Below are 20193 nucleotides of genomic sequence, written 5' to 3' on the forward strand. Positions count from 1 at the left end.
AGTTGAAAAAGCTGAAAAAGCTGAAAAAGCTGACTTTAAAAGCTTTTTATCCTGCCTGCTGGCACTAATATCGATCGCGCTTCTAACAGCGTAGCCAAACTCGCAATAGCGAGAGGAGTTGCTGAATATCGACAGGTTTGGGAATGTAGTCCGAAGCTCCCGATTCTAAACATTTATGGCGATCGCCCTGCATTGCTTTTGCTGTCAGAGCTATAATTGGTAGCCGTTGAAAAGATGCCATCTGCCGGATCGTTTTAATAGTTTGATAGCCATCCATTTCCGGCATCATGATATCCATCAACACCACATCAACATCGGGGGTGCTTTGCAGTATAGTGATGCCATTGCGACCGTTATCGGCATAAATTACTTTTAACTGAAAAGACTCCAGCATACTGGTGAGGGCAAAAACATTTCGCACATCATCATCTACAATCAATATTTTCTTGCCGCGCAACTCAGGAGATCGCTGCTGTAACTGTCTGAGTAATTGTTGCTGGGTTGGTGAAAAATTATCGATCGGTTGATGGAGAATCAGCGCTGTTTTATCCAGCAGATTTGGCATTCCCAACTCATCTTTTAGGACAACTAGCGTATCAGCTTGTTCTAAGGTTAGTCGTTGTCGATCGGAGATGTCTGGATTAGCATAGGAAACTATAGGCAGATATTCAAAACCCGAATTTTTGGTGAATTCCTGACGAATATATTGAATTAAACTAATGCCATCCATGTCAGGTAGGATGAGATCCGACAATAGGCAATCAAACGGCTGGTTTTGCAGCAACTCTATTGCTTGGGTTCCACTACTAACAGCAGTTATATGGATATTCTGATTGCCAAGTAGCTCGGTAATTTGCTGTTGTTGGTTGATGTCAGGTTCTAACAGTAATACATTGCGGGTATTTTGTGTGCTATAAGTTTGAATTTTGACAAATGCTTGACGCAATATTTCATTGCTAATTGGCTTCTGCCAGAAAGATGCTGCTCCTTGTCGCAAGCCATGATGACTATCGTCCTGCATTACAGTCATAATATGCACCGGAATATGCCGGGTTGCGAGGTCATGCTTGAGGCGATCGAGAACAACCCAACCATCAAGAACTGGCATCGCAATGTCCAGGATTATGGCATCAGGCTTAAATTGACGCGCTAATCTTAATCCGATTTCTCCTTGAGAAGCTATTAGCATTTTATAGTCTTGGCCGTGTCCGAAGTCCAGCAAAATCTGACTGAAGGCATTGTCATCATCAATGACTAGCAAAATGCGATCGCCTGCCACAATCTTATCTCGATCGTCTAAAACTGGACTACAACCAATGACTGATGTTGAGGATATTGAAGATGGCACAGATCGGGGAAGTAGATCGGACGGAGGAGATACTGGCGGCGAGACAGATAGGCGAGATATGGGAGGGAAGGAAGATAAAGGAGATCCCAAAGATGCGACAACTGATTCTAATTTAATATCTGGATAATTTTGCGGCAAGTAAAGGATAAAAGTGCTACCCTTTCCTAACTGACTGACCAGCATAATTTTACCGCCAAGTAATCGTGCAATCTCGCGGCTGATCGACAAGCCCAATCCTGTGCCGCCATACTTGCGGGAAGTTGTGCCATCTGCTTGCTGGAATGCTTCAAAAATAACTTTTTGTTTGCTCGGCTCAATGCCAATACCGGTATCGCTAACAGCAAAGGCAATTACCTGTTTCGCTCGGTTGAGTTCCTCATGGTCAATTCCCCATCCTTCATTGACCACCGCTACAGATAATCGAACTTCTCCCTGTTGTGTAAATTTAAAGGCATTAGAAAGTAGGTTTTTCAGAATTTGCTGAAGCCGTTTGATATCGGTGTAAATAGCACTGGGTAGAGCGGGATGAAAATCAATTGTAAATTTCAATTTACGCTCTTGCGCTACCTGGATAAAGGTACGTTCAATAAAATTCTTCAGTTCGGAGAACGGTAAATGCTCTAGCTGCACGGACATAGTGCCAGATTCAATTTTAGCTAGATCGAGAATATCATTAATCAATGCCAACAAATCTGTTCCCGCAGCATGAATTGTTTCTGCATACTCAATTTGCTTTTCTGTTAAATTACTATCATTGTTTTGGGTTAGTAGTCCTGATAGCAATAGCAAACTATTCAGCGGGGTTCGCAATTCGTGAGACATATTTGCCAAAAACTCAGATTTATATTTAGAAGTGAGTGCAAGTTGTGTTGCTTTTTCTTCCAATGCCAAGCGTGCTAAGTCTATTTCTCGGTTTTTTCGCTCAACTTCTTCATTTTGAGAGGATAGCAGCAAAGCTTTTTCTTGTAATTGGGCGTTGGTTTTTTGCAGTTCTTCTTGTTGGTTTTTCAGGAGTTCTTCCGAGGTTTGTAAGGATTTGGCTTTTTGTTCCAGTTGTTTGTTGGTTTCGGTAAGTTCTTTCTGTTGGCTCTGCAATTCTTCGGTAAGGGATTGAGATTGTTTGAGCAGTTCTTCCGTTCGCATTCCGGCTGCGATCGTATTTAACACAATCCCGATACTTTCAGTCAATTGATCTAAGAAAGTCAAATGTATTTCACTGAACCGATTGAAAGATGCCAGTTCAATTACTGCCGTTACTTGTCCTTCAAATAGAATGGGCAATACAACCACATTCAGGGGCGGTGCTTCACCCAAACCGGAACTAATGGTGATATAGTTACTGGGAACGCGAGTCAGTAAAATCCGCTCTTTTTCTAACGCACATTGACCGACCAAACTTTCCCCAAGCTGGAACCGATTCGCTAAATGTTGCCGTTCATTAAAAGCGTAGGTACTCAGTAGCTTCAAGAATACTGCCGTACTTGACGAATCCATCAGATAGAATACACCATGTTGTGCGGACACCAGGGGAGCTAATTCGGAAAGAATCAATTTTGATACTGTTTCCAAATCTCGCTGTCCTTGCAACATCCGGGTAAATTTCGCCAAATTAGTTTTTAACCAGTCTTGTTCGGTGTTTTTCTGGGTGGTTTCCCGCAGATTGGCGATCATTTGGTTAATATTATCTTTCAGGACAGCAACTTCACCTTGAGCATCAACAGAAATCGATCGCGTTAAGTCGCCTTTGGTCACTGCGATCGCAACTTCCGCAATAGCACGTACCTGCGTAGTTAAATTTGCTGCCAGTTCATTAACGTTATCCGTTAAAGCTCTCCAAGTTCCCGATGCACCCGGTACTTTCGCCTGACCGCCCAATTTCCCTTCAATGCCCACCTCACGCGCCACCGTCGTTACTTGATCCGCAAACGTCGCCAGCGTATCGATCATCTCGTTAATCGTATCTGCCAGCGTCTCGATTTCACCTTTCGCTTCTAACACCAGTTTGCGCTTCAAATCCCCATTGGCTACCGAGGTAACAATTCGTGCAATTCCTCGCACCTGCGCTGTCAAGTTGCTGGCCATCAAATTTACCGAGTCGGTCAGGTCTTTCCACGTTCCAGCTACTCCTTTTACCTCTGCTTGACCGCCCAGTTTTCCTTCGGTACCTACTTCTTTCGCTACCCGTGTCACCTCAGAAGCAAAGGAGTTGAGTTGATCCACCATCGTATTGATCGTGTCTTTTAACTCCAGCATTTCGCCCTTCACATCGACGGCAATCTTCTTGGACAAATCGCCATTGGCTACCGCCTTCGTGACTTCGGCAATGTTTCGCACTTGCCCAGTTAAGTTTCCTGCCATCAAGTTGACGTTATCGGTGAGGTCTTTCCAAGTGCCACCAACGCCCCGGACATAAGCTTGACCGCCCAGTTTCCCTTCCGTTCCTACTTCCCGCGCCACCCGCGTTACTTCCGAAGCAAAGGAGTTGAGTTGATCCACCATCGTATTGATGGTGTTTTTCAACTCTAAAATTTCCCCTTTTACATCAACAGTAATTTTCTTAGAAAGGTCACCATTAGCGATCGCTAACGTGACAACAGCAATGTTCCGCACTTGGTCAGTCAAACTACCAGCCATAAAGTTCACATTATCAGTCAGGTCTTTCCAAGTGCCACCTACCCCTTTGACCTCGGCTTGTACACCCAGTTTTCCTTCTGCACCCACCTCACGGGCTACGCGAGTTACCTCAGACGCAAAAGAATTGAGTTGATCCACCATGATGTTAATGGTGTTCTTCAACTCCAACATTTCTCCTTTGACATCAACTGTAATTTTCTTAGAAAGGTCGCCATTCGCGATCGCTAATGTCACAACGGCAATGTTCCGCACCTGTGCTGTCAAACTACTTGCCATTGAGTTCACACTGTCTGTCAAGTCTTTCCAGGTGCCAGCAACGCCCCGAACTTCTGCTTGGACGCCCAGTTTTCCTTCAGTTCCCACTTCTCGCGCTACTCTAGTTACCTCAGAAGCAAAGGAATTGAGTTGATCCACCATCGTATTAATGGTGTTTTTCAGTTCTAAAATTTCCCCTTTTACATCAACAGTAATTTTCTTGGAGAGGTCGCCATTTGCTACTGCTGTCGTCACTTCGGCAATACCCCGTACCTGAGAGGTGAGATTACCTGCCATTGAATTTACGTTATCGGTCAGGTCTTTCCAAGTTCCGGCAACTCCTGGCACTAACGCTTGTACGCCTAATTTTCCTTCAGTTCCTACCTCACGGGCTACGCGAGTTACTTCCGAAGCAAAAGAATTCAGTTGATCCACCATAATGTTAATGGTGTTCTTCAACTCCAACATTTCCCCTTTGACATCGACAGTAATTTTCTTGGAGAGGTCGCCATTTGCTACTGCTGTCGTCACTTCGGCAATATTTCGCACTTGCGAAGTCAAACTGCCTGCCATGAAATTTACCGATTCAGTTAAATCTTTCCAAGTTCCGGCAACTCCTTTGACATCCGCTTGACCGCCCAAAATCCCTTCTGCGCCTACTTCTCTAGCTACTCTAGTTACTTCTGAAGCAAAGGAATTGAGTTGATCCACCATTGTGTTGATCGTGTTTTTCAACTCTAAAATTTCGCCTTTTACATCTGCTGTAACTTTCTTGGACAAGTCACCATTGGCGACTGCGGTCGTGACTTCCGCAATATTCCGCACTTGACCCGTTAAGTTACTGGCCATTGAGTTAACGTTATCGGTCAAGTCTTTCCAGATACCCGTTACACCTTTAACTTCTGCTTGTACGCCTAATTTTCCTTCTGTTCCCACTTCTCGCGCTACCCGCGTCACCTCAGAAGCAAAGGAGTTTAGTTTATCAACGGTGGAGTTAATGATATTTTTTAACTCCAGCATTTCTCCTTTGACATTAACGGAAATCTTTTTCGATAAGTCTCCGTTGGCGATCGAAGTTGTGACCTCCGCCACATTTCGCACTTGGGCTGTTAAACTCCCAGCCATAAAGTTCACAGATTCGGTCAAGTCTTTCCAAGTTCCAGCCACTCCCTTGACATCAGCTTGACCGCCCAAAATCCCTTCAGCGCCTACTTCACGCGCTACTCTGGTTACTTCTGCGGCAAAGGAACTGAGTTGATCCACCATTCGGTTAATCGTGTTTTTCAGTTCGAGGATTTCCCCTTTTACATCAACTGTGACTTTCTTGGATAAATCTCCATTTGCTACAGCTGTTGTCACTTCAGCAATATTCCGCACCTGTGCTGTGAGGTTACCTGCCATTGAATTTACAGAATCGGTTAAATCCTTCCAAGTCCCGGCAACTCCCGCCACCTGCGCTTGTACTCCTAATTTGCCTTCGGTGCCAACTTCTCGCGCCACTCGCGTTACTTCTGATGCAAAGGAACTGAGTTGATCCACCATGATATTGACGGTGTTTTTCAGTTCGAGGATTTCCCCTTTCACATCAACCGTGACTTTCTTGGACAAATCCCCATTAGCTACTGCGGTTGTCACTTCGGCGATATTCCGCACTTGTGCTGTGAGATTACCTGCCATTAAATTGACTGAATCGGTCAAATCCTTCCAAGTCCCCGCCACTCCCTTGACATCAGCTTGACCCCCCAGTTTCCCATCTGTGCCTACTTCTCGCGCTACTCTGGTAACCTCAGAGGCAAAAGAACTCAACTGTTCCACCATTGTGTTAATGGTCTGCGCGGTTTGTAAGAATTCTCCCTTCAGCTGTCTCCCATCTATATCTAGGGGAATTACTTGGGATAGGTCGCCATTTGCTACCGCCCGGATCACTCTGGCGGTCTCTGCCATTGGCTGCACCAAGTCGGTAATCAGCATATTGATGGAGTCGATCGAATCTTGCCATTGACCGTTGGCATTGTTGAGAACGGCGCGTTGCGCGATTTTGCCTTCTTTCCCCACCACCGTACTGATGCGTTCAAACTCTTTGACCATGCGTTCGTTGCGTTCGATAACGTCATTGAGTTTGTCGGCAACTTTGCCCGCTAACCCCGTTTTATTAATCGGCATTCGCACTGAGAAATCCCCTTTCTCGAAGGCATTCAACACTTCAAGTAGTTGACAGACATCGAGATCTTCGGTGTTGGGAGGAAGGGATGCGGTTACCATAGGTCAAATTGGGAAACAAGGGTAATTTATGCGATCGCGAAATTGAGTTTAGTAGTGAATTCTGAAGAACTGATGAAGTGCTGGAAAAGTTACAAAACTTTAATTTTTACTATTTTTACTCTTGAATAAGTAACCTCTATGTAAAACAGGTATTGTTTGCGCGACTGGTAATGCCGATCTTGCCACCCAGGTATTTGACTAATCGTTTCACCAAAGCTTGCTGAAGAATTGAAAAAAATCACAAAAATTCAGGATTTTTAGCAATTATTTGTTTAACTGGAAGTGTCAGTGTAAAACAAGTATTGTTTGCAATACTGGTAACGCCGATCTTGCCTCCCAAGTATTCTGCCAATCGTTTTACCAAAGCTAATCCCAAACCCGTACCATCATATTTCCAGGGGTCATTATTGGGAATGCGGTAGAATTTATCGAAAATGCGGGATTGTTGATCGATCGCAATTTCTACCCCAGAATTAATCACCTTAATTTCCAGTTCAACTTTGTCTTGTTCTTCTGATTTTTCGCAAATCTGTGCGCTAAAGGTAATTCTCTCTCCAGGTGGAGTGTATTTGTGAGCATTTGTCAATAATTCGGTGAGCAAACGTTCCCAACTAAAAATATCGATCGCTAATTTTGGTAAATCTCTAGCAATTTCAATATTTAACACTTGCCGTTGCTGTTGTACCCGCATCTCGAAAGGTTCGATAACTTGAAGTAACCAATCTTGCAGCCCTATTTCTGTTGGCATTAAGGAGTGTGTTCCTGCTTCTAGATGTTGCAGCAGTAAGATATCGCTTATTAATTTATTTTCCCGCTCGCATTCCTGACGTATAATTTTGAGATAAGTTGCTGCTTTGCTAGGAGTATGGGCTAAACAATCCTGACATTTTTCGGAAAGTACCGATTCAATTTCTAGCATTTGAATAGCTATTTGCATAGAAGAGATCGGGGTTCGCAATTCGTGGGAAATCGTGCTGAGGAAGTCATCTTTGAGACGATTCAATTTTTCGAGTTCTTCAACTTGCCTTTGAGAAGCTTGATAAAGTCGTGCCTGACGAATCGCGATCGCACATTGGCTGGCGACTTGTTCTACTAATCTTACTTCTAAGGGATTTAATGCTCTTTCTTGACGATCGATCACCCATAAATCTCCTATGGCATCCCCATTATAAATTGGGCAACAAAGGATGGCAACTCGCCCACGATTGGGATTGGGAAATAAAGAACAAAATTGGAATGATTGCTTTTGTTGAAGTTGATGATAAATTTCTGGAAACTTTTGGATTTCCACCACCTTACCTCGGTAAGAAGGTAGAGCAACAGAGTATTCATAGGTAATGGTCGAAGTTTGCTTTTTTCGGTCGTAAATCGCTGCATTGCAGCACAACGCATCGAGACCGATCGCTAATTCTTGCACCGCAGTTTGGATAATTTGAGCTTCATCTAAACTATCCCGAACCTTATCTGTAATATGTTTGAGAGTAAGCTCAAATTTTAATGTTTGTTGTAATTCGGCATTACGTTTCTGAAGCTCTTTCTCCAGAGAATTACTTAATTGATACCATTTGTGGCTGCTTATTTCTAATTGGGCAGTCTGGAACTCCAATCGTTTTCGAGCTTCAAATAACTTAATAAAGCCGACAAGTTTTGCTCTCAAAATTTTGGGAGAAATAGGTTTCACTAAATAATCCACCGCTCCCAGCGAATATCCTTTAAAAACAAAATCATCGCTGTGATAAACTGCGGTCAAAAAAATAATTGGTACGTGGCGCGTTCGTTCCCGCTCGCGGATTAATTTAGCTGTTTCAAATCCATCCATTTCTGGCATTTGAACATCCAGCAATATGGCAGCAAAATCTTGCCATAACAATTGTTTGAGAGCTTCATTGCCTGATGAAGCTTTGATCGAATTAGCATTCAGTCCGCTCAGGCTTTCTTCTAAGGCCAGCAAGTTTTGTGGCCGATCGTCAACCAATAATATATTAGCTGGTTCATCAGTATTTTGACTAAAATTAATCATTTCAAAATACCTTCAAAAAAGTTGAGGCAAGCAATTAATATTAGCTTGTTTGCAATGCTTATTCTTCTATATCCCAGCCGAGATAGGCTGCTATCTGTTCGGTTAACATAAAGGGATCGAAGGGTTTGGAAACAACTCCTTCTATACCCAGTTTTGACAAAATTTCCGGCTCGTCAAGCCTTACTTTTGCAGTCAGAAGAACGGTGGGAATAGATTGACCCTCTGGCTGATTTCGCAACTCTTTCAAGAAGGCGAGTCCATCCATTCCCGGCATCATTACATCCAGAACGATCGCATCAGGTTTATCTGTAACTACTTTCACTAAACCTTCTTGACCCGATCCTGCTGTAATGACATCCCACCCAGCAATGTCCTCCAAACATCCCTGGACAATTGCCCGAACATCGGGTTCGTCGTCAATAACCAAAATACGCTTAGTTGCCATAGATACCGCTCCATCCTGAAATATTGGACTAATTTCGACTAATTTGCCGCAATTATTCATTGCATATCTAACCTCATCAGTCGCAGTTGCTCTCATATTTTTACCCATTAATTTTTTTTATTAGAGCCATTTTTCTCTAACATAAAACTGAATTATGAAGAACTGCTGAAGTTATAACAATTTAAGATTCCCAACCAAACACGCTGGCGACCTGCTCTACTAAGGTCATCGGGTCAAAGGGTTTCACGATCAAGCCAACAATAGTGAGACTGGCAAATTGTTCTCGCTCCTCTGTTAGGGCTTTAGCCGTCAGCAGTGCCACAGGAATCGTTTCGGTGCTGGCATTTTCCTGAAGTTTTTGCAATGCCTCTAGCCCCCCCATTCCTGGCATCGAAACATCCATCAAAATGCCATCTAGTTCTTGTGTTCCGGCGATTTGCAATCCTTGTTCGCCGGAGTTTGCTGTCAAAACTTCCCATCCGGCAATATCTTCCAAGCATCCTTGGATAACTGCTCGAATATCTGGTTCATCATCAACAACTAGAACTCGTTTGCTCATTTGAATTTAGATTTTAGATTTTAGGTTTTTTCCGCATTCCCTAAAGGAAGAGTGAAATAAAATGTGCTGCCTTCGTTTAACACACTTTCTACCCAAATTTTACCACCGTGGTGTTCAATTATATTACGGCAAATAGCCAGCCCTAAGCCAGTGCCGCCTTTTTCACGAGCGTCTGAGGCATCGACTTGCTGAAATTGTCCAAAGATGGCTTCCAGCTTATCTTCTGGAATGCCGCGACCTTGGTCTTGGACAGAGAAAACCCCGTAGGAAGGGCCTTCTTTCTGGGTTAGTTTGGCGCTGATGGTAATTGTTGACTCTATAGCGGAAAATTTAATGGCATTACTGAGGAGATTAGTGAGGATTTGTACGATCGCATCTGGATCTGCCCAAACTTCTACCTCAGAAGGCACGCTCGACAGAGTAATATGGTTTTGTTCGGCTTGAGAGCGCATCACATTAACCGATTGCTGAATTAAGGTGCTAGCAGCACACGGCTGGAAGTTGAATTTTGCTTGTCCCGATTCCAATCGCCGCAAGTCGAGAATATCGTTGACCAAACGCACCAAGCGTTCGCTTTCTCTAGCGGCAATGTCGATCATTTGCTTCATTTTTTCCGGCTTTTTGTCGTACACGCCACCAGCAATCAATCCTAGAGAACCGCGAATTGAAGTTAAAGGCGTTCTTAGTTCGTGACTGACCACTGAAATAAATTCTTTTTTCATTTGGTCAATTTTGCGCCGTTCGGTAATATCTTCTACAACTCCCACAAAAAGAATAATTGTGCCATCGCTTGACTTAATTGGTGCGGTTCTTACTTGACTGTAACGAACACCCCCTTGACGGTCTTGGTAGCGCAGTTCGTTAAATAATCCTTCGTTACCTGCGGCTACTACATCTGACCAATATTGAAACATCCATTCGCGATCGTCGGGATGAATAAATTCTTTCCAACCATCTCCCAATGCTTCCTCATTCGTGCATCCGACAATCTTCTGATAGCAAGGATTGCTGTAGATACATTTACCTGCAACGTCGCTGAGGAAAATGCCGATGGGAGAGAACTCACTGAGAGAGCGAAATATCTCTTCACTTTGACGCAAAGCTTCTTCAATGAGTTTGCGATCGCTAATATCCAGCAGCACTCCGATCGATCTTAAAGGTTGTCCCAATTCATCGTAAATTGCCCTAGCTCGTCCCATCAACCAATGTAGAGAACCGTTGGGATGAACTACCCGATACTCAGCAGCATAATCGTTGTGGTTAGCGATCGATTCCATAAACAGAGGTTCAACCCAGCCGAGATCGTCCGGGTGAATATGACTGCGCCAAAGTTCGTAGTTTGGCTCAATTCGATCGGGAACTAAACCCAGTAAGGTGAAGTGATTGTCATTCCAGAAGATTTTGCCGCTGGGCAGGTGTAGATCCCAGAAGCCGATATGGGTTAAATCCAGTGCTAGGCGGCGGCGTTCTTCACTTTCTCTTAGAAGCGCTTCTGCTTGGTTACGTTCTTTTTCAATGCGTTTGCGATCGCTAATATCAAACAGGGTAGAGCGACTCATCAAAAAGTTTCCGGCTTCATCTTTAATTGCAGTACCATTTATGCTTACCCAGCGGCTTGTCCCGTCTTTACCGATCATCTCAAACTCTAAATTATCGATCCAACCCTGTTGCTTAAATATAGGGAAGTTCTCGTAAAAAATTTTTCTACTCTCTGGGGTAATTAAATCGATAAATTTCTTTTTGTCCAAAATCTCTTCACGAGTATAGCTTAACCAATTCAATTCTGTGTTGTTGATCCGAATTATTACCCCATCATCATCTAAAGAATGATAACCACAAGGCGCATTATTGTAAAGATCTTCAACTTCCTGAGCATATTTTTGCAAGGCAATTTCTACTTGTTTACGGGCAGTAATGTTGTTATTTATTTTGAGGATTTTGATCGGTCTACCCATTTCGTCTTTCTGCACTACCCAACGGCTAGCTACGATTAGGGATTGATTATTGCGATCGCGCTCTATTAATTCTCCTTCCCAGTAGCCTCGTTCAAACAATTGGGCTTGAATCTCTGCTAATGGTTGGGGAAATTGAGTTTGCAAAAGAAGATAAGATTCTTTTCCCAAGGCTTCGGATTGAGTCCAACCATACATTCTTTCTGCCCCCTGGTTCCAGAAAGTAATCACTAAATTCAAATCCAGGGTCACGATCGTGTCGTGAGCTAAATCTAACAATTGCGCTTTTTCTGATAATAGGGATTGAGTATGTTGTTGTTCTAATAAAGCTTCTAGTAAGCGATCGTTAACGACAGTCAGTTCTGCGGTGCGCTCAACCACTCTTTGCTCAAGTTCGGCATTTAATTGTTCTAAGGCAAGTTGAGTTTGTTTGCGATCGGTGATTTCCTCGCAAACGATATTAATACCGATAATCCGATCGCTATCCTTTAAGGGCAACCAACTCTCTACCCAGGTTCTTTGTACACCCGGTTGCGCTGGTGTTTCCCCAATAATTTCTACATTGAGAACAGGTTCCCCCGTTTCTAAGACAGAGTGCAATAGTTGTTCGGCACTATCAGCCAGATTGGGTACTATCTCACGCACCGTGCGATCGATATGTGCTTCAACAGGAAGCCCGTTTATTTCTGCCAATCGTTGATTAATTCGGACAAAGCGGAGTTCGCTGTCCAAAACGCTCAACCCAATTGGTGCAGAATGGTAGATAGTTTCAATTTCAGCTAGTTGCTGCTGAATCTGATTTTGCTTTTCCTGTAAGGCTACTTCTGCCTGTTTGCGCTTAGTAACATCAACAGAAAAAAGGATAATGCCACCAATTTCACCTGTAGCAGTATACCAGGGGTGAATCTCCCAGGATATCCATTGCTGAGTTCCATCTGCCCGCACAAACAAATCGTCATCGCATTTCTCGATCGCGCCAGCCAAACAGCGTTGATGAATTTGTCGCCATTGTTCGGGAATTTCGGGAAAGATATCGTAGTGCGATCGATTAATCAGGGATTCAAGGGAAATCAGGTTATATTCATCTACCCAGCGCTGGCTTGCCATCATATAGCGCATATCCCTGTCAAACATAGCAATACCAGCAGGCGCATACTGGACAAATAATCGCAGGAGAGCTTCATTTTCTCGCAACGCGGCTTCGGCTTGCTTGCGTTCTGCCAGTTCTGTTTGTACTTGTTGAAATAACTCGGATTGCTGAAGCGCAATGCTAACTTGGGCGGCTAATTGCTGTAAGAGGTCGATTTCTGACTCTTCCCACTGGCGAGGCGCTTCGCAGTGATGGGCAGCCAGTAACCCCCACAATCGATCGCCCTTCATCACGGGAACTACTAAATTTGCTCTTACCTGCAATTGTGCCAGGAATTCAACATGACAGGGACTAATACCGGAATTATAAATATCAGATTTAGCTGTAACTAAGCCTTTTTTGAATGGTTCGACATATTCTTCTCCTATGCAAGGGTCGAAAATCTGGAGCGGTAAAAGCGGCATCCATTCATCTGCCACCGATTCAACTACGATCGTTCCACCCCAAGCCGGGGTAAATTGAAAAATAATTACGCGATCGGTTTTCAGATATTCCCGCACTTCATCTACTGTTGTTTGCAGGATTTCTGGTAAATTGAGCGAATTTCGTATGCGTTGTGTAATCTGTGATACCAATTGTTGTTGCTCAAATTGGTGTCGCAGCTGTAGAGAAGTTGCGAGCAACTTCTCTACAGCTTCTTTTCTGGCATCGATCGCCATAATCGTTCCCGACATTCGCACAGGTTGCCCCTGTTCGTTATAAAAAGCTTTTCCCCGTCCTTCAACCCAGTGAACGCTACCATCTGCCCAAACAACTCGGTACTCATGCTGATAGGGAATGCGATGGTTTAAGGATTGTTCGATCGCCTTTTCTAACCCTTCTCGATCTTCAGGATAAAGACAAGCATCAAAGGTTTCATACCTACCATCAAAACTACCAGGCGCTAAACCTAATAACATTTCATGTTCCGGCGACCAAGTAATTTTCCCCGTTACTATATCCCAATCCCACATTCCCATTTGGGCGGCATTTAGAGCTGTTTTTAGACGTTCGGCACTCTCTTGCTGCAATTTCCGACTGAGTTGTTCGACTTTGCGTTTGCTTTCCTGCAAATCTCCACCAATAAAAGCAATCATGAGAGCAACTACAGTAAAAATGCCCAATCGCAACACATCATCGGGAGTTGTTCCCCAGAACTGGCGCAGTGGAGGAATAAAGTAATAGTTGAGTGCCAATATTGATAGCACAACGGTTACAAAACCCGGACGAATGCCGCCATACCAGGTACTCACAATTACGGCGATATAGAAAAACGCGCCGATCGTCCGGCTCATTAACGGCTCTAACCAGAGTGTGAGCAGCAGGGCGATTCCCGTAGAGGCGATCGCCACTATGTAGGGCAGTAACAGGCGATACGCTCTCTTTTTCATAATGCTTTTTCTGGTATTGGAGTTGTTAGCTTATTTTTAAGCATTTTTACCACGATCGGCAATCATATCACCACCTCTGGAGACGGTATAAAATTTGGGTGGCCAATTCCGTTCCCGGTATAGACTTACTGATGTAGGCATCGGCCCCGACAGCATAAGCTTTGGCGATCGTATCCGTTTCCGTGTGGGCTGACAAAATTATTACTTTGAGATGCTGCCATTGAGGGTCTGCACGCACCACTTGACATAGTTCAATGCCATCAAATTCAGGCATTTCTAAATCGAGAATTAGCACTTCAGGTTTACAGGCAGTTAACACTTGCCAAAATTCTTGGGGATGGTCAGAGGTTGTTACCTGTAGACCATAAGAGGATAATAATGTTGATAGGGAATTGAGAAAGCCTGGGTCATCATCGACAATCAAAACGCGATCGCCCCTAGTTCGTTGAGGCTTTTGCTTTAGCACATCGGTAACAATTTTGAGAATTTCCTGGGCTGAGAGGGGTTTGCGAACAAATGCGCTTACCCCCAAACGAACAGCAGCTATGCGATCGGGCAAATCTTCTCGTGCTGTAAAGATAATTACAGGTATTTTGGGTACTCGCCCCTGAATTTCTGCCATCAAAGTCAACCCATCTTCTGCGCCCGGAAAGCTGAGATCCAGCAAAATGATATTCGGCAGACTCTGAGCGATCATCTGACGAGCAACTTTTAGATCGGTAGCAATTTCTACCTGAAGATTCCAAGCGATCGCTTCTATTCGTAAGCGATCGGCTAATACCAAGTCGTCGTCTACAATCAAAATTCGGGAGGATAAAGCATCTGAGGGGGGACTTTGTGGAGATGCCTGCACTTTCGGGGGTGCTTGTGTTTGGGCTTGTTCAATTATTTGCTGCAACAAACGAACTAATTTAATCGCTTCCTGAATTTGTATCGTTTGTAAGGGATTTGCTCTCAAGAAAAGCTCAATCTGTTTCGCTTGCTGCGCCGCCTCAATTAATCCAAACATTCCCAACGAACCGACCAATTTATGTGCTAAACTTGTCGCCTCTTGGTGCTGTTCTGGCGAAAAGTTTCCCGAATTGAGGACATTTATTAGTTCTGCCAAATTTTTAATCTGCTCGACATATTTACTTTTAAACTGATTCCATACTTTTGATGTCACCGCCTGGGCTTTTCGATCGGCAGCAGATTTTTCAGTTGGAGAATTAGATGGTAAATTTGTTTGAGTCTTAGGGGAAGGTAAAGCGGCAACTTGGGGCGATCGCAACCGATATCCCAACCCATAAACTGTTTCGATCGGATCTGTCGCGCCAGCGGCTTTCAGTTTTTGACGCAGGCATTTAATATGGGTAGTAACTGTTTCCTCCCCTGGTGCTTCGGCGAAATCCCAAAGGCGATCGAGAATAGATCGGCGCGTATAAATACGTTTGGGATTGAGCAGAAAAAGTTCTAATAAACAATATTCTTTAGCCGTGAGAGGCAAAGTTTTTCCCTCACAAATTACCTCAGCATTTGCTGAATTAAGTTGAATATTTTCATAATTTACGAGCGTTGGTAACGTCTTTACCTTGCGTACAAATGCCCGCACTCTAGCCAATAATATCTCTATATTAAACGGTTTGATTATATAATCATCGGCTCCTGCATCCAGCCCCATCACTTGAGCTTCTGTACTATCTTTTGCCGTTAATAATAAGATGGGATTCTCATACCCTTCACTCCGAAGTCGCTTACACAGAGTAATACCATCCAATTTGGGTAAGCCAATATCGAGCAAAATCAAGTCATATTCTTGAGTTTGTGCCAGTTGTAATCCTATCTCTCCATCAGTAGCACGTTTGACAATCCAATGATAATTTGTCAGTGTTTCTATTATGATATCTGCCGTGGCGCTATCGTCTTCTATGAGTAGTATTTTCATCAAAACTTCTCCTTATTTACCCAAAAGTTAGTAAATCTGTTTATAACAACTTTCAGCTAGTAACAAGCGAGTAAGTAAAACTGGCAGACACACTCTAACCAAATTTCGTCCTTCATGTTTAGCTTGATACAGGGCGCGATCGGCAGCTTCAATTACCGCTTCCCCAATTAAACCATGTACGGGATAAGGTATGAACAAAGCAAGGTAAGATCGTCAACTGTTTAGAGTATTGCCTAAAAATCAAGTAGTTGAATTAATTTTTATTAAAGCTTTAAGAGCGCTTGTGTAAAAAAGGAAGTTTTCTCAAATCAAGCGAGAATCTTGAGGAAAAGCTTTACATCTTAATCAACGCAGGAGTTTGCTCTCGAATCCCTAAAGTAGTTGATAAGTTAACTAATATTGACCTAGTGCGCTTTTGCTCAAAATTAGGCATTTCTTGCCAGCAATTCCGGCAAAACCAATATACTTCGTTACTGCGGATATGTCGGAGCATAGTGTGAGAGCAACAAGGACAATCTGACATAAAGACCTCGAATTAGCTAAAGCTTTTGAAAGACGGTTAATGAAAGTTATCTTGGTACAGGTTAAATGAGTGTTTTCTTTCGATAATTTAACTTTATAGTCGAAATATGAAGAACTGCTGAAGTTATCAAACTTTACCTTAAACAGCAAGAAGGCTCACACTGTACCTGTACGGCTGTCAGTGTTGAGATGAATTGCGAGTGAGTTGAGGAGTGTAGTCTGACTATATTTGAGCGCAGCGAAAACCAGGAAGACTACAACGACGAAACGAGCTTGCATATTTTGTTTTGGTTGACACAACTATAAAAATATGTGTGGTTATGATTCATTGGGTGTACGGTTTGTAGATTGCCCTCACTGCCAGAGACAGCATGATAGAGACATCAATGCTGCAATCAATATTAGAAATGAAGGTTTGCGATTATGGGCGTTAGGAACTAGCGCTTCTGCCCAGGGAGGGGATATAAGACCAAAGTCATCAGGACGTAAAAAATCTATGGCGGCAGAGGCAATCCCCCGTGAATTGGGAAGCCCACACCCTATCTGTACTCAGATGGGTGTTGGGTAGTTCACATAAGTAGTCAGTATTAACACGAAAAAGCTTGCACTAAAGTCCAAAGATGCGATCGCTCACACAAGTCGATCGCCCATGTTCGCTCAAGATCGAGTTGATATCTCCGGCTGCTGAGAAAAGTCGGAGATCAGCTAAATTTAGGGCTATTATAAGAAAAATCCCAAAAGACAAAATTAACGATGAATCAGAATGACTTCTTATTTTCCCCTCCCGTCGATTTGACCAATTGTGACAAAGAACCTATTCACATTCCGGGATTGATTCAGCCTCACGGAATCCTTTTTGCTTTGCAAGAACCTCAACTAAAAATCTTACAAGTTAGCCACAATACTTCGGAAATCCTCGGTATTCATCCCCAGGAATTATTGGAAGAAAAATTACAAACCTTTCTCGACTCGCAACTAATTGAGCAGATTCAGAAAAAATTAGCTGAAGGGCTGGGAACAATCAATCCACTCAAGTTATCTATCAATACTCAAAAAGGAGAACTGTTCTTTGATGGCATTCTCCATCGTTCTGATGGTGCGCTAATTCTTGAATTAGAACCCGTTACTTCCAAAGAATTTAGTAATTTTTTTAGCCTTTATCATTTAATTCAAGCGCCCATTACTAAAATCCAAAAAACAACCACTTTGAATCAGCTATGTCAAGCGATCGTGGAGGAAGTGCGAAAACTGACAGGGTTTGACCGCGTGATGGTCTATCAATTCGATGCGGAAGACGCGGGTACTGTCATCGCTGAAGATAAATTAGAGGAATTGGCTTCTTATCTTGGCTTACACTATCCAGCTTCAGACATTCCCCGCCAAGCAAGGCATTTGTATGGACTCAATTTGCTGCGATTAATTCCGGATGTGAATTATCAACCTGTAGAACTATTTCCTGTTGATAATCCAGTTACCGATCGACCGCTAGATCTTAGCTTTAGTGTTTTAAGAAGTGTTTCACCTATCCATATTGAGTATCTCAAAAATATGGGTGTGGGGGCTTCAATGTCAATCTCGTTAATTCGGAACCAAAAACTCTGGGGGCTAATTGCTTGTCATCATCAGTCACCAAGGTATGTTTCTTATGAAATCCGTACTGCTTGTGAGCTTTTAGGAAAAGTTATGGCTTTAGAATTAGCTTCTAAAGAAGACAACGAGAAATTGGATTACCGAATTCAGTTAAACTCGATTCAGTCTAAATTTGTTGAAGCTATTTCTCAAGAAGAGAGCTTTGTAGATGGTTTACTCAAGGAGAGAAGTAATTTACTAGACTTAGTAGGCGCTCAAGGGGCAGCTATTTATGCCACTGAAAGTTTAACCCTCATCGGTCAAACGCCTGAGTTAGCTGATATTCAAGAGCTAATCAATTGGTTGGCAACAACCAACGATCGAGATATTTTTAATACGGATTGTTTACTTAAATTATATCCAGCCGCTGAGAAATTTAAAGAAGTCGCTAGTGGTTTGCTAGCGCTTTCTATATCTAATATACAAAAGCATTATATTTTGTGGTTTCGTCCGGAAGTTATTCAAACTGTAAATTGGGCAGGCGATCCGAATAAGCCCGTTGAAGTTAAACAGAATGGAGACATACGTCTAACGCCTCGCAAATCATTCGAGCTATGGCAAGAAACGGTTCGATGTAAATCTTTACCTTGGCAGCAGTGCGAAATAGAAATAGCTTTAGAATTGAGAAGTGCGATCGTCAGTATTGTGTTACGTAAAGCTGATGAACTCGCTAAAGTTAATCAGCAATTAACGTTAGCTTTGTCAGCAGCCGAAATGGGAATTTGGGATTGGGATTTGCTGACAGATCGCATTACTTGGTCAAGCGGTCACGAACAGTTATTTGGGTTGGAGTCCGGAACATTTGAGGGGACTTATGGAGCGTTTGAAGCTTGTGTTTATCCAGAAGACCGAGAGGCGATCGCATTAGCAGTAGAGCGATCGCGCCTTCAAAGGCAGGATTACTCACATCAATTCCGAGTAGTTTGGCCTGATGGTAGCATCCACTGGATTGAGGCGAAGGGGAAATTTTTCGATGACAGCGATGGTAATGCGGTGCGGATGCTGGGAACTGCGGTGGAAATTAGCGATCGCAAAAACAGAGAAGCCCAACTGCGGTTGTTGGAATCCGTCGTCACCTCAACTAACGATGCAGTAGTAATTACTGAAGCAGAACCCATTGACGAACCTGGCCCCCGGATTGTTTACGTCAACCCTGCCTTCACTTGTATGACGGGCTATACCTTAGAGGAGGTTTTAGGCAAAACACCGCGTATCTTACAAGGAGATAACACAGACCGAACGGCTTTAGATCGAATTCGCACAGCCTTACAAAATTGGCAAACTGTGCGAGTTGACCTAATTAACCGTCGCAAAGACGGCTCTCAATATTGGGTTGAACTCAGTATTGTTCCAGTTGCGGATGAGAAAGGCTGGTATACCAATTGGGTAGCGGTACAGCGTGATATTACACAACGCAAACAAGCCGAAGCTGCTTTACAGCAACTCAATCAAGAATTAGAAATGCGAGTTCAACAAAGAACTCAGGCGCTAGAACGCTCTCAAGCTGCTTTACAACAACAGATGGAACGAGAACGGTTGATGGTGGCGATCGCTCAACAAATCCGCCAATCCCTCAACCTGGCAGAAATCCTCAACACGAGTGTTAGTCAAGTGCAACAGTTGCTGGCGGCTGACCGAGTAGTAGTATATCGGATTTGGCCTGATTGTACCGGAACTGTTATAGCTGAAGCGATCGCACCAGAATGGCCAAAAATTGCCAACATTACCCTATCCGAAGAGGCGTTCCCCGAACACTGCCGTCAAACTTATGCTCAAGGAAAAATCTACACTCTAACTGACCGCCTTGGCAACGAAGCTTTGCTTCCCTGTATGGTGGAATTTCTCGCACAGATTCAAGTGAGAGCCGAACTGGTCGTCCCGATTATCCAAAAAAATAACCTTTGGGGACTGCTGATTACCCATCAGTGCGATCGACCCAGAGAGTGGCAAGCTTGGGAAGTTGAATTACTTCAGCAGCTAGCTAATCAGATGGCGATCGCCATTCAGCAATCCGAACTTTACCGAAATTAATGGGTCTAAAGCCTCCCCCTTCCAGGGGGACTTTTCTTGATTCGTGCTAGAATAATTTATGTCAGGCACAACAACGTAAAATGCTGGTATTT

9 protein-coding genes and 1 pseudogene are annotated in these 20193 nt (G+C 43.4%); 2 read left to right on the plus strand and 8 right to left on the minus strand.

Translation table 11 applies throughout. From position 1 onward, the window contains the following. Nucleotides 1-82: 82 nt before the first annotated feature. The 8 genes from H6G03_RS21125 to H6G03_RS39830 form a co-directional block, all read right to left on the minus strand. On the minus strand, nucleotides 83-6499 hold the full coding sequence (locus H6G03_RS21125) for a HAMP domain-containing protein (protein ID WP_190467916.1): 6417 nt from the start codon (nucleotides 6497-6499) through the stop codon (nucleotides 83-85). 238 nt (nucleotides 6500-6737) lie between these two features. Beyond that, complete coding sequence (locus H6G03_RS21130; RefSeq protein WP_190467919.1) at nucleotides 6738-8519, minus strand: hybrid sensor histidine kinase/response regulator; 1782 nt, start codon at nucleotides 8517-8519, stop codon at nucleotides 6738-6740. A 58-nt stretch (nucleotides 8520-8577) separates the two neighbouring features. After that, nucleotides 8578-8964, minus strand: a complete 387-nt coding sequence (locus H6G03_RS21135) for a response regulator (protein ID WP_190467922.1) — start codon at nucleotides 8962-8964, stop codon at nucleotides 8578-8580. 181 nt (nucleotides 8965-9145) lie between these two features. Next, nucleotides 9146-9523 (minus strand): response regulator, encoded by a 378-nt coding sequence (locus tag H6G03_RS21140; RefSeq protein ID WP_190467926.1) that lies wholly within the window; start codon nucleotides 9521-9523, stop codon nucleotides 9146-9148. Between the two features lie 20 nt (nucleotides 9524-9543). Beyond that, on the minus strand, nucleotides 9544-13995 hold the full coding sequence (locus H6G03_RS21145; RefSeq protein ID WP_190467927.1) for a PAS domain S-box protein: 4452 nt from the start codon (nucleotides 13993-13995) through the stop codon (nucleotides 9544-9546). 67 nt (nucleotides 13996-14062) lie between these two features. Further along, on the minus strand, nucleotides 14063-15919 hold the full coding sequence (locus H6G03_RS21150) for a response regulator (protein WP_190467930.1): 1857 nt from the start codon (nucleotides 15917-15919) through the stop codon (nucleotides 14063-14065). A gap of 27 nt (nucleotides 15920-15946) precedes the next feature. Next, nucleotides 15947-16117 carry a hypothetical protein gene (locus tag H6G03_RS21155; protein ID WP_190467933.1) on the minus strand — a complete coding sequence of 57 codons (171 nt, stop codon included), beginning with the start codon at nucleotides 16115-16117 and terminating at the stop codon, nucleotides 15947-15949. A 136-nt stretch (nucleotides 16118-16253) separates the two neighbouring features. After that, nucleotides 16254-16442 (minus strand): hypothetical protein, encoded by a 189-nt coding sequence (locus tag H6G03_RS39830; RefSeq protein WP_456057577.1) that lies wholly within the window; start codon nucleotides 16440-16442, stop codon nucleotides 16254-16256. A 315-nt stretch (nucleotides 16443-16757) separates the two neighbouring features. On the opposite strand from H6G03_RS39830, the pseudogene H6G03_RS21160 reads away from it, so the two are divergent. Both H6G03_RS21160 and H6G03_RS21165 read left to right on the plus strand, forming a co-directional pair. Then, a pseudogene (locus H6G03_RS21160) lies at nucleotides 16758-17009 on the plus strand (zinc ribbon domain-containing protein); the annotation flags it as partial. A gap of 185 nt (nucleotides 17010-17194) precedes the next feature. Beyond that, the gene (locus tag H6G03_RS21165; protein ID WP_242060442.1) at nucleotides 17195-20101 is read left to right on the plus strand and encodes a GAF domain-containing protein; all 2907 of its coding nucleotides are present in this window, start codon (nucleotides 17195-17197) and stop codon (nucleotides 20099-20101) included. The last annotated feature ends 92 nt before the right edge of the window (nucleotides 20102-20193 follow it).

Source organism: Aerosakkonema funiforme FACHB-1375 (genome assembly GCF_014696265.1).
In the GTDB taxonomy this organism is placed as follows: Bacteria; Cyanobacteriota; Cyanobacteriia; order Cyanobacteriales; family Aerosakkonemataceae; genus Aerosakkonema; species Aerosakkonema funiforme_A.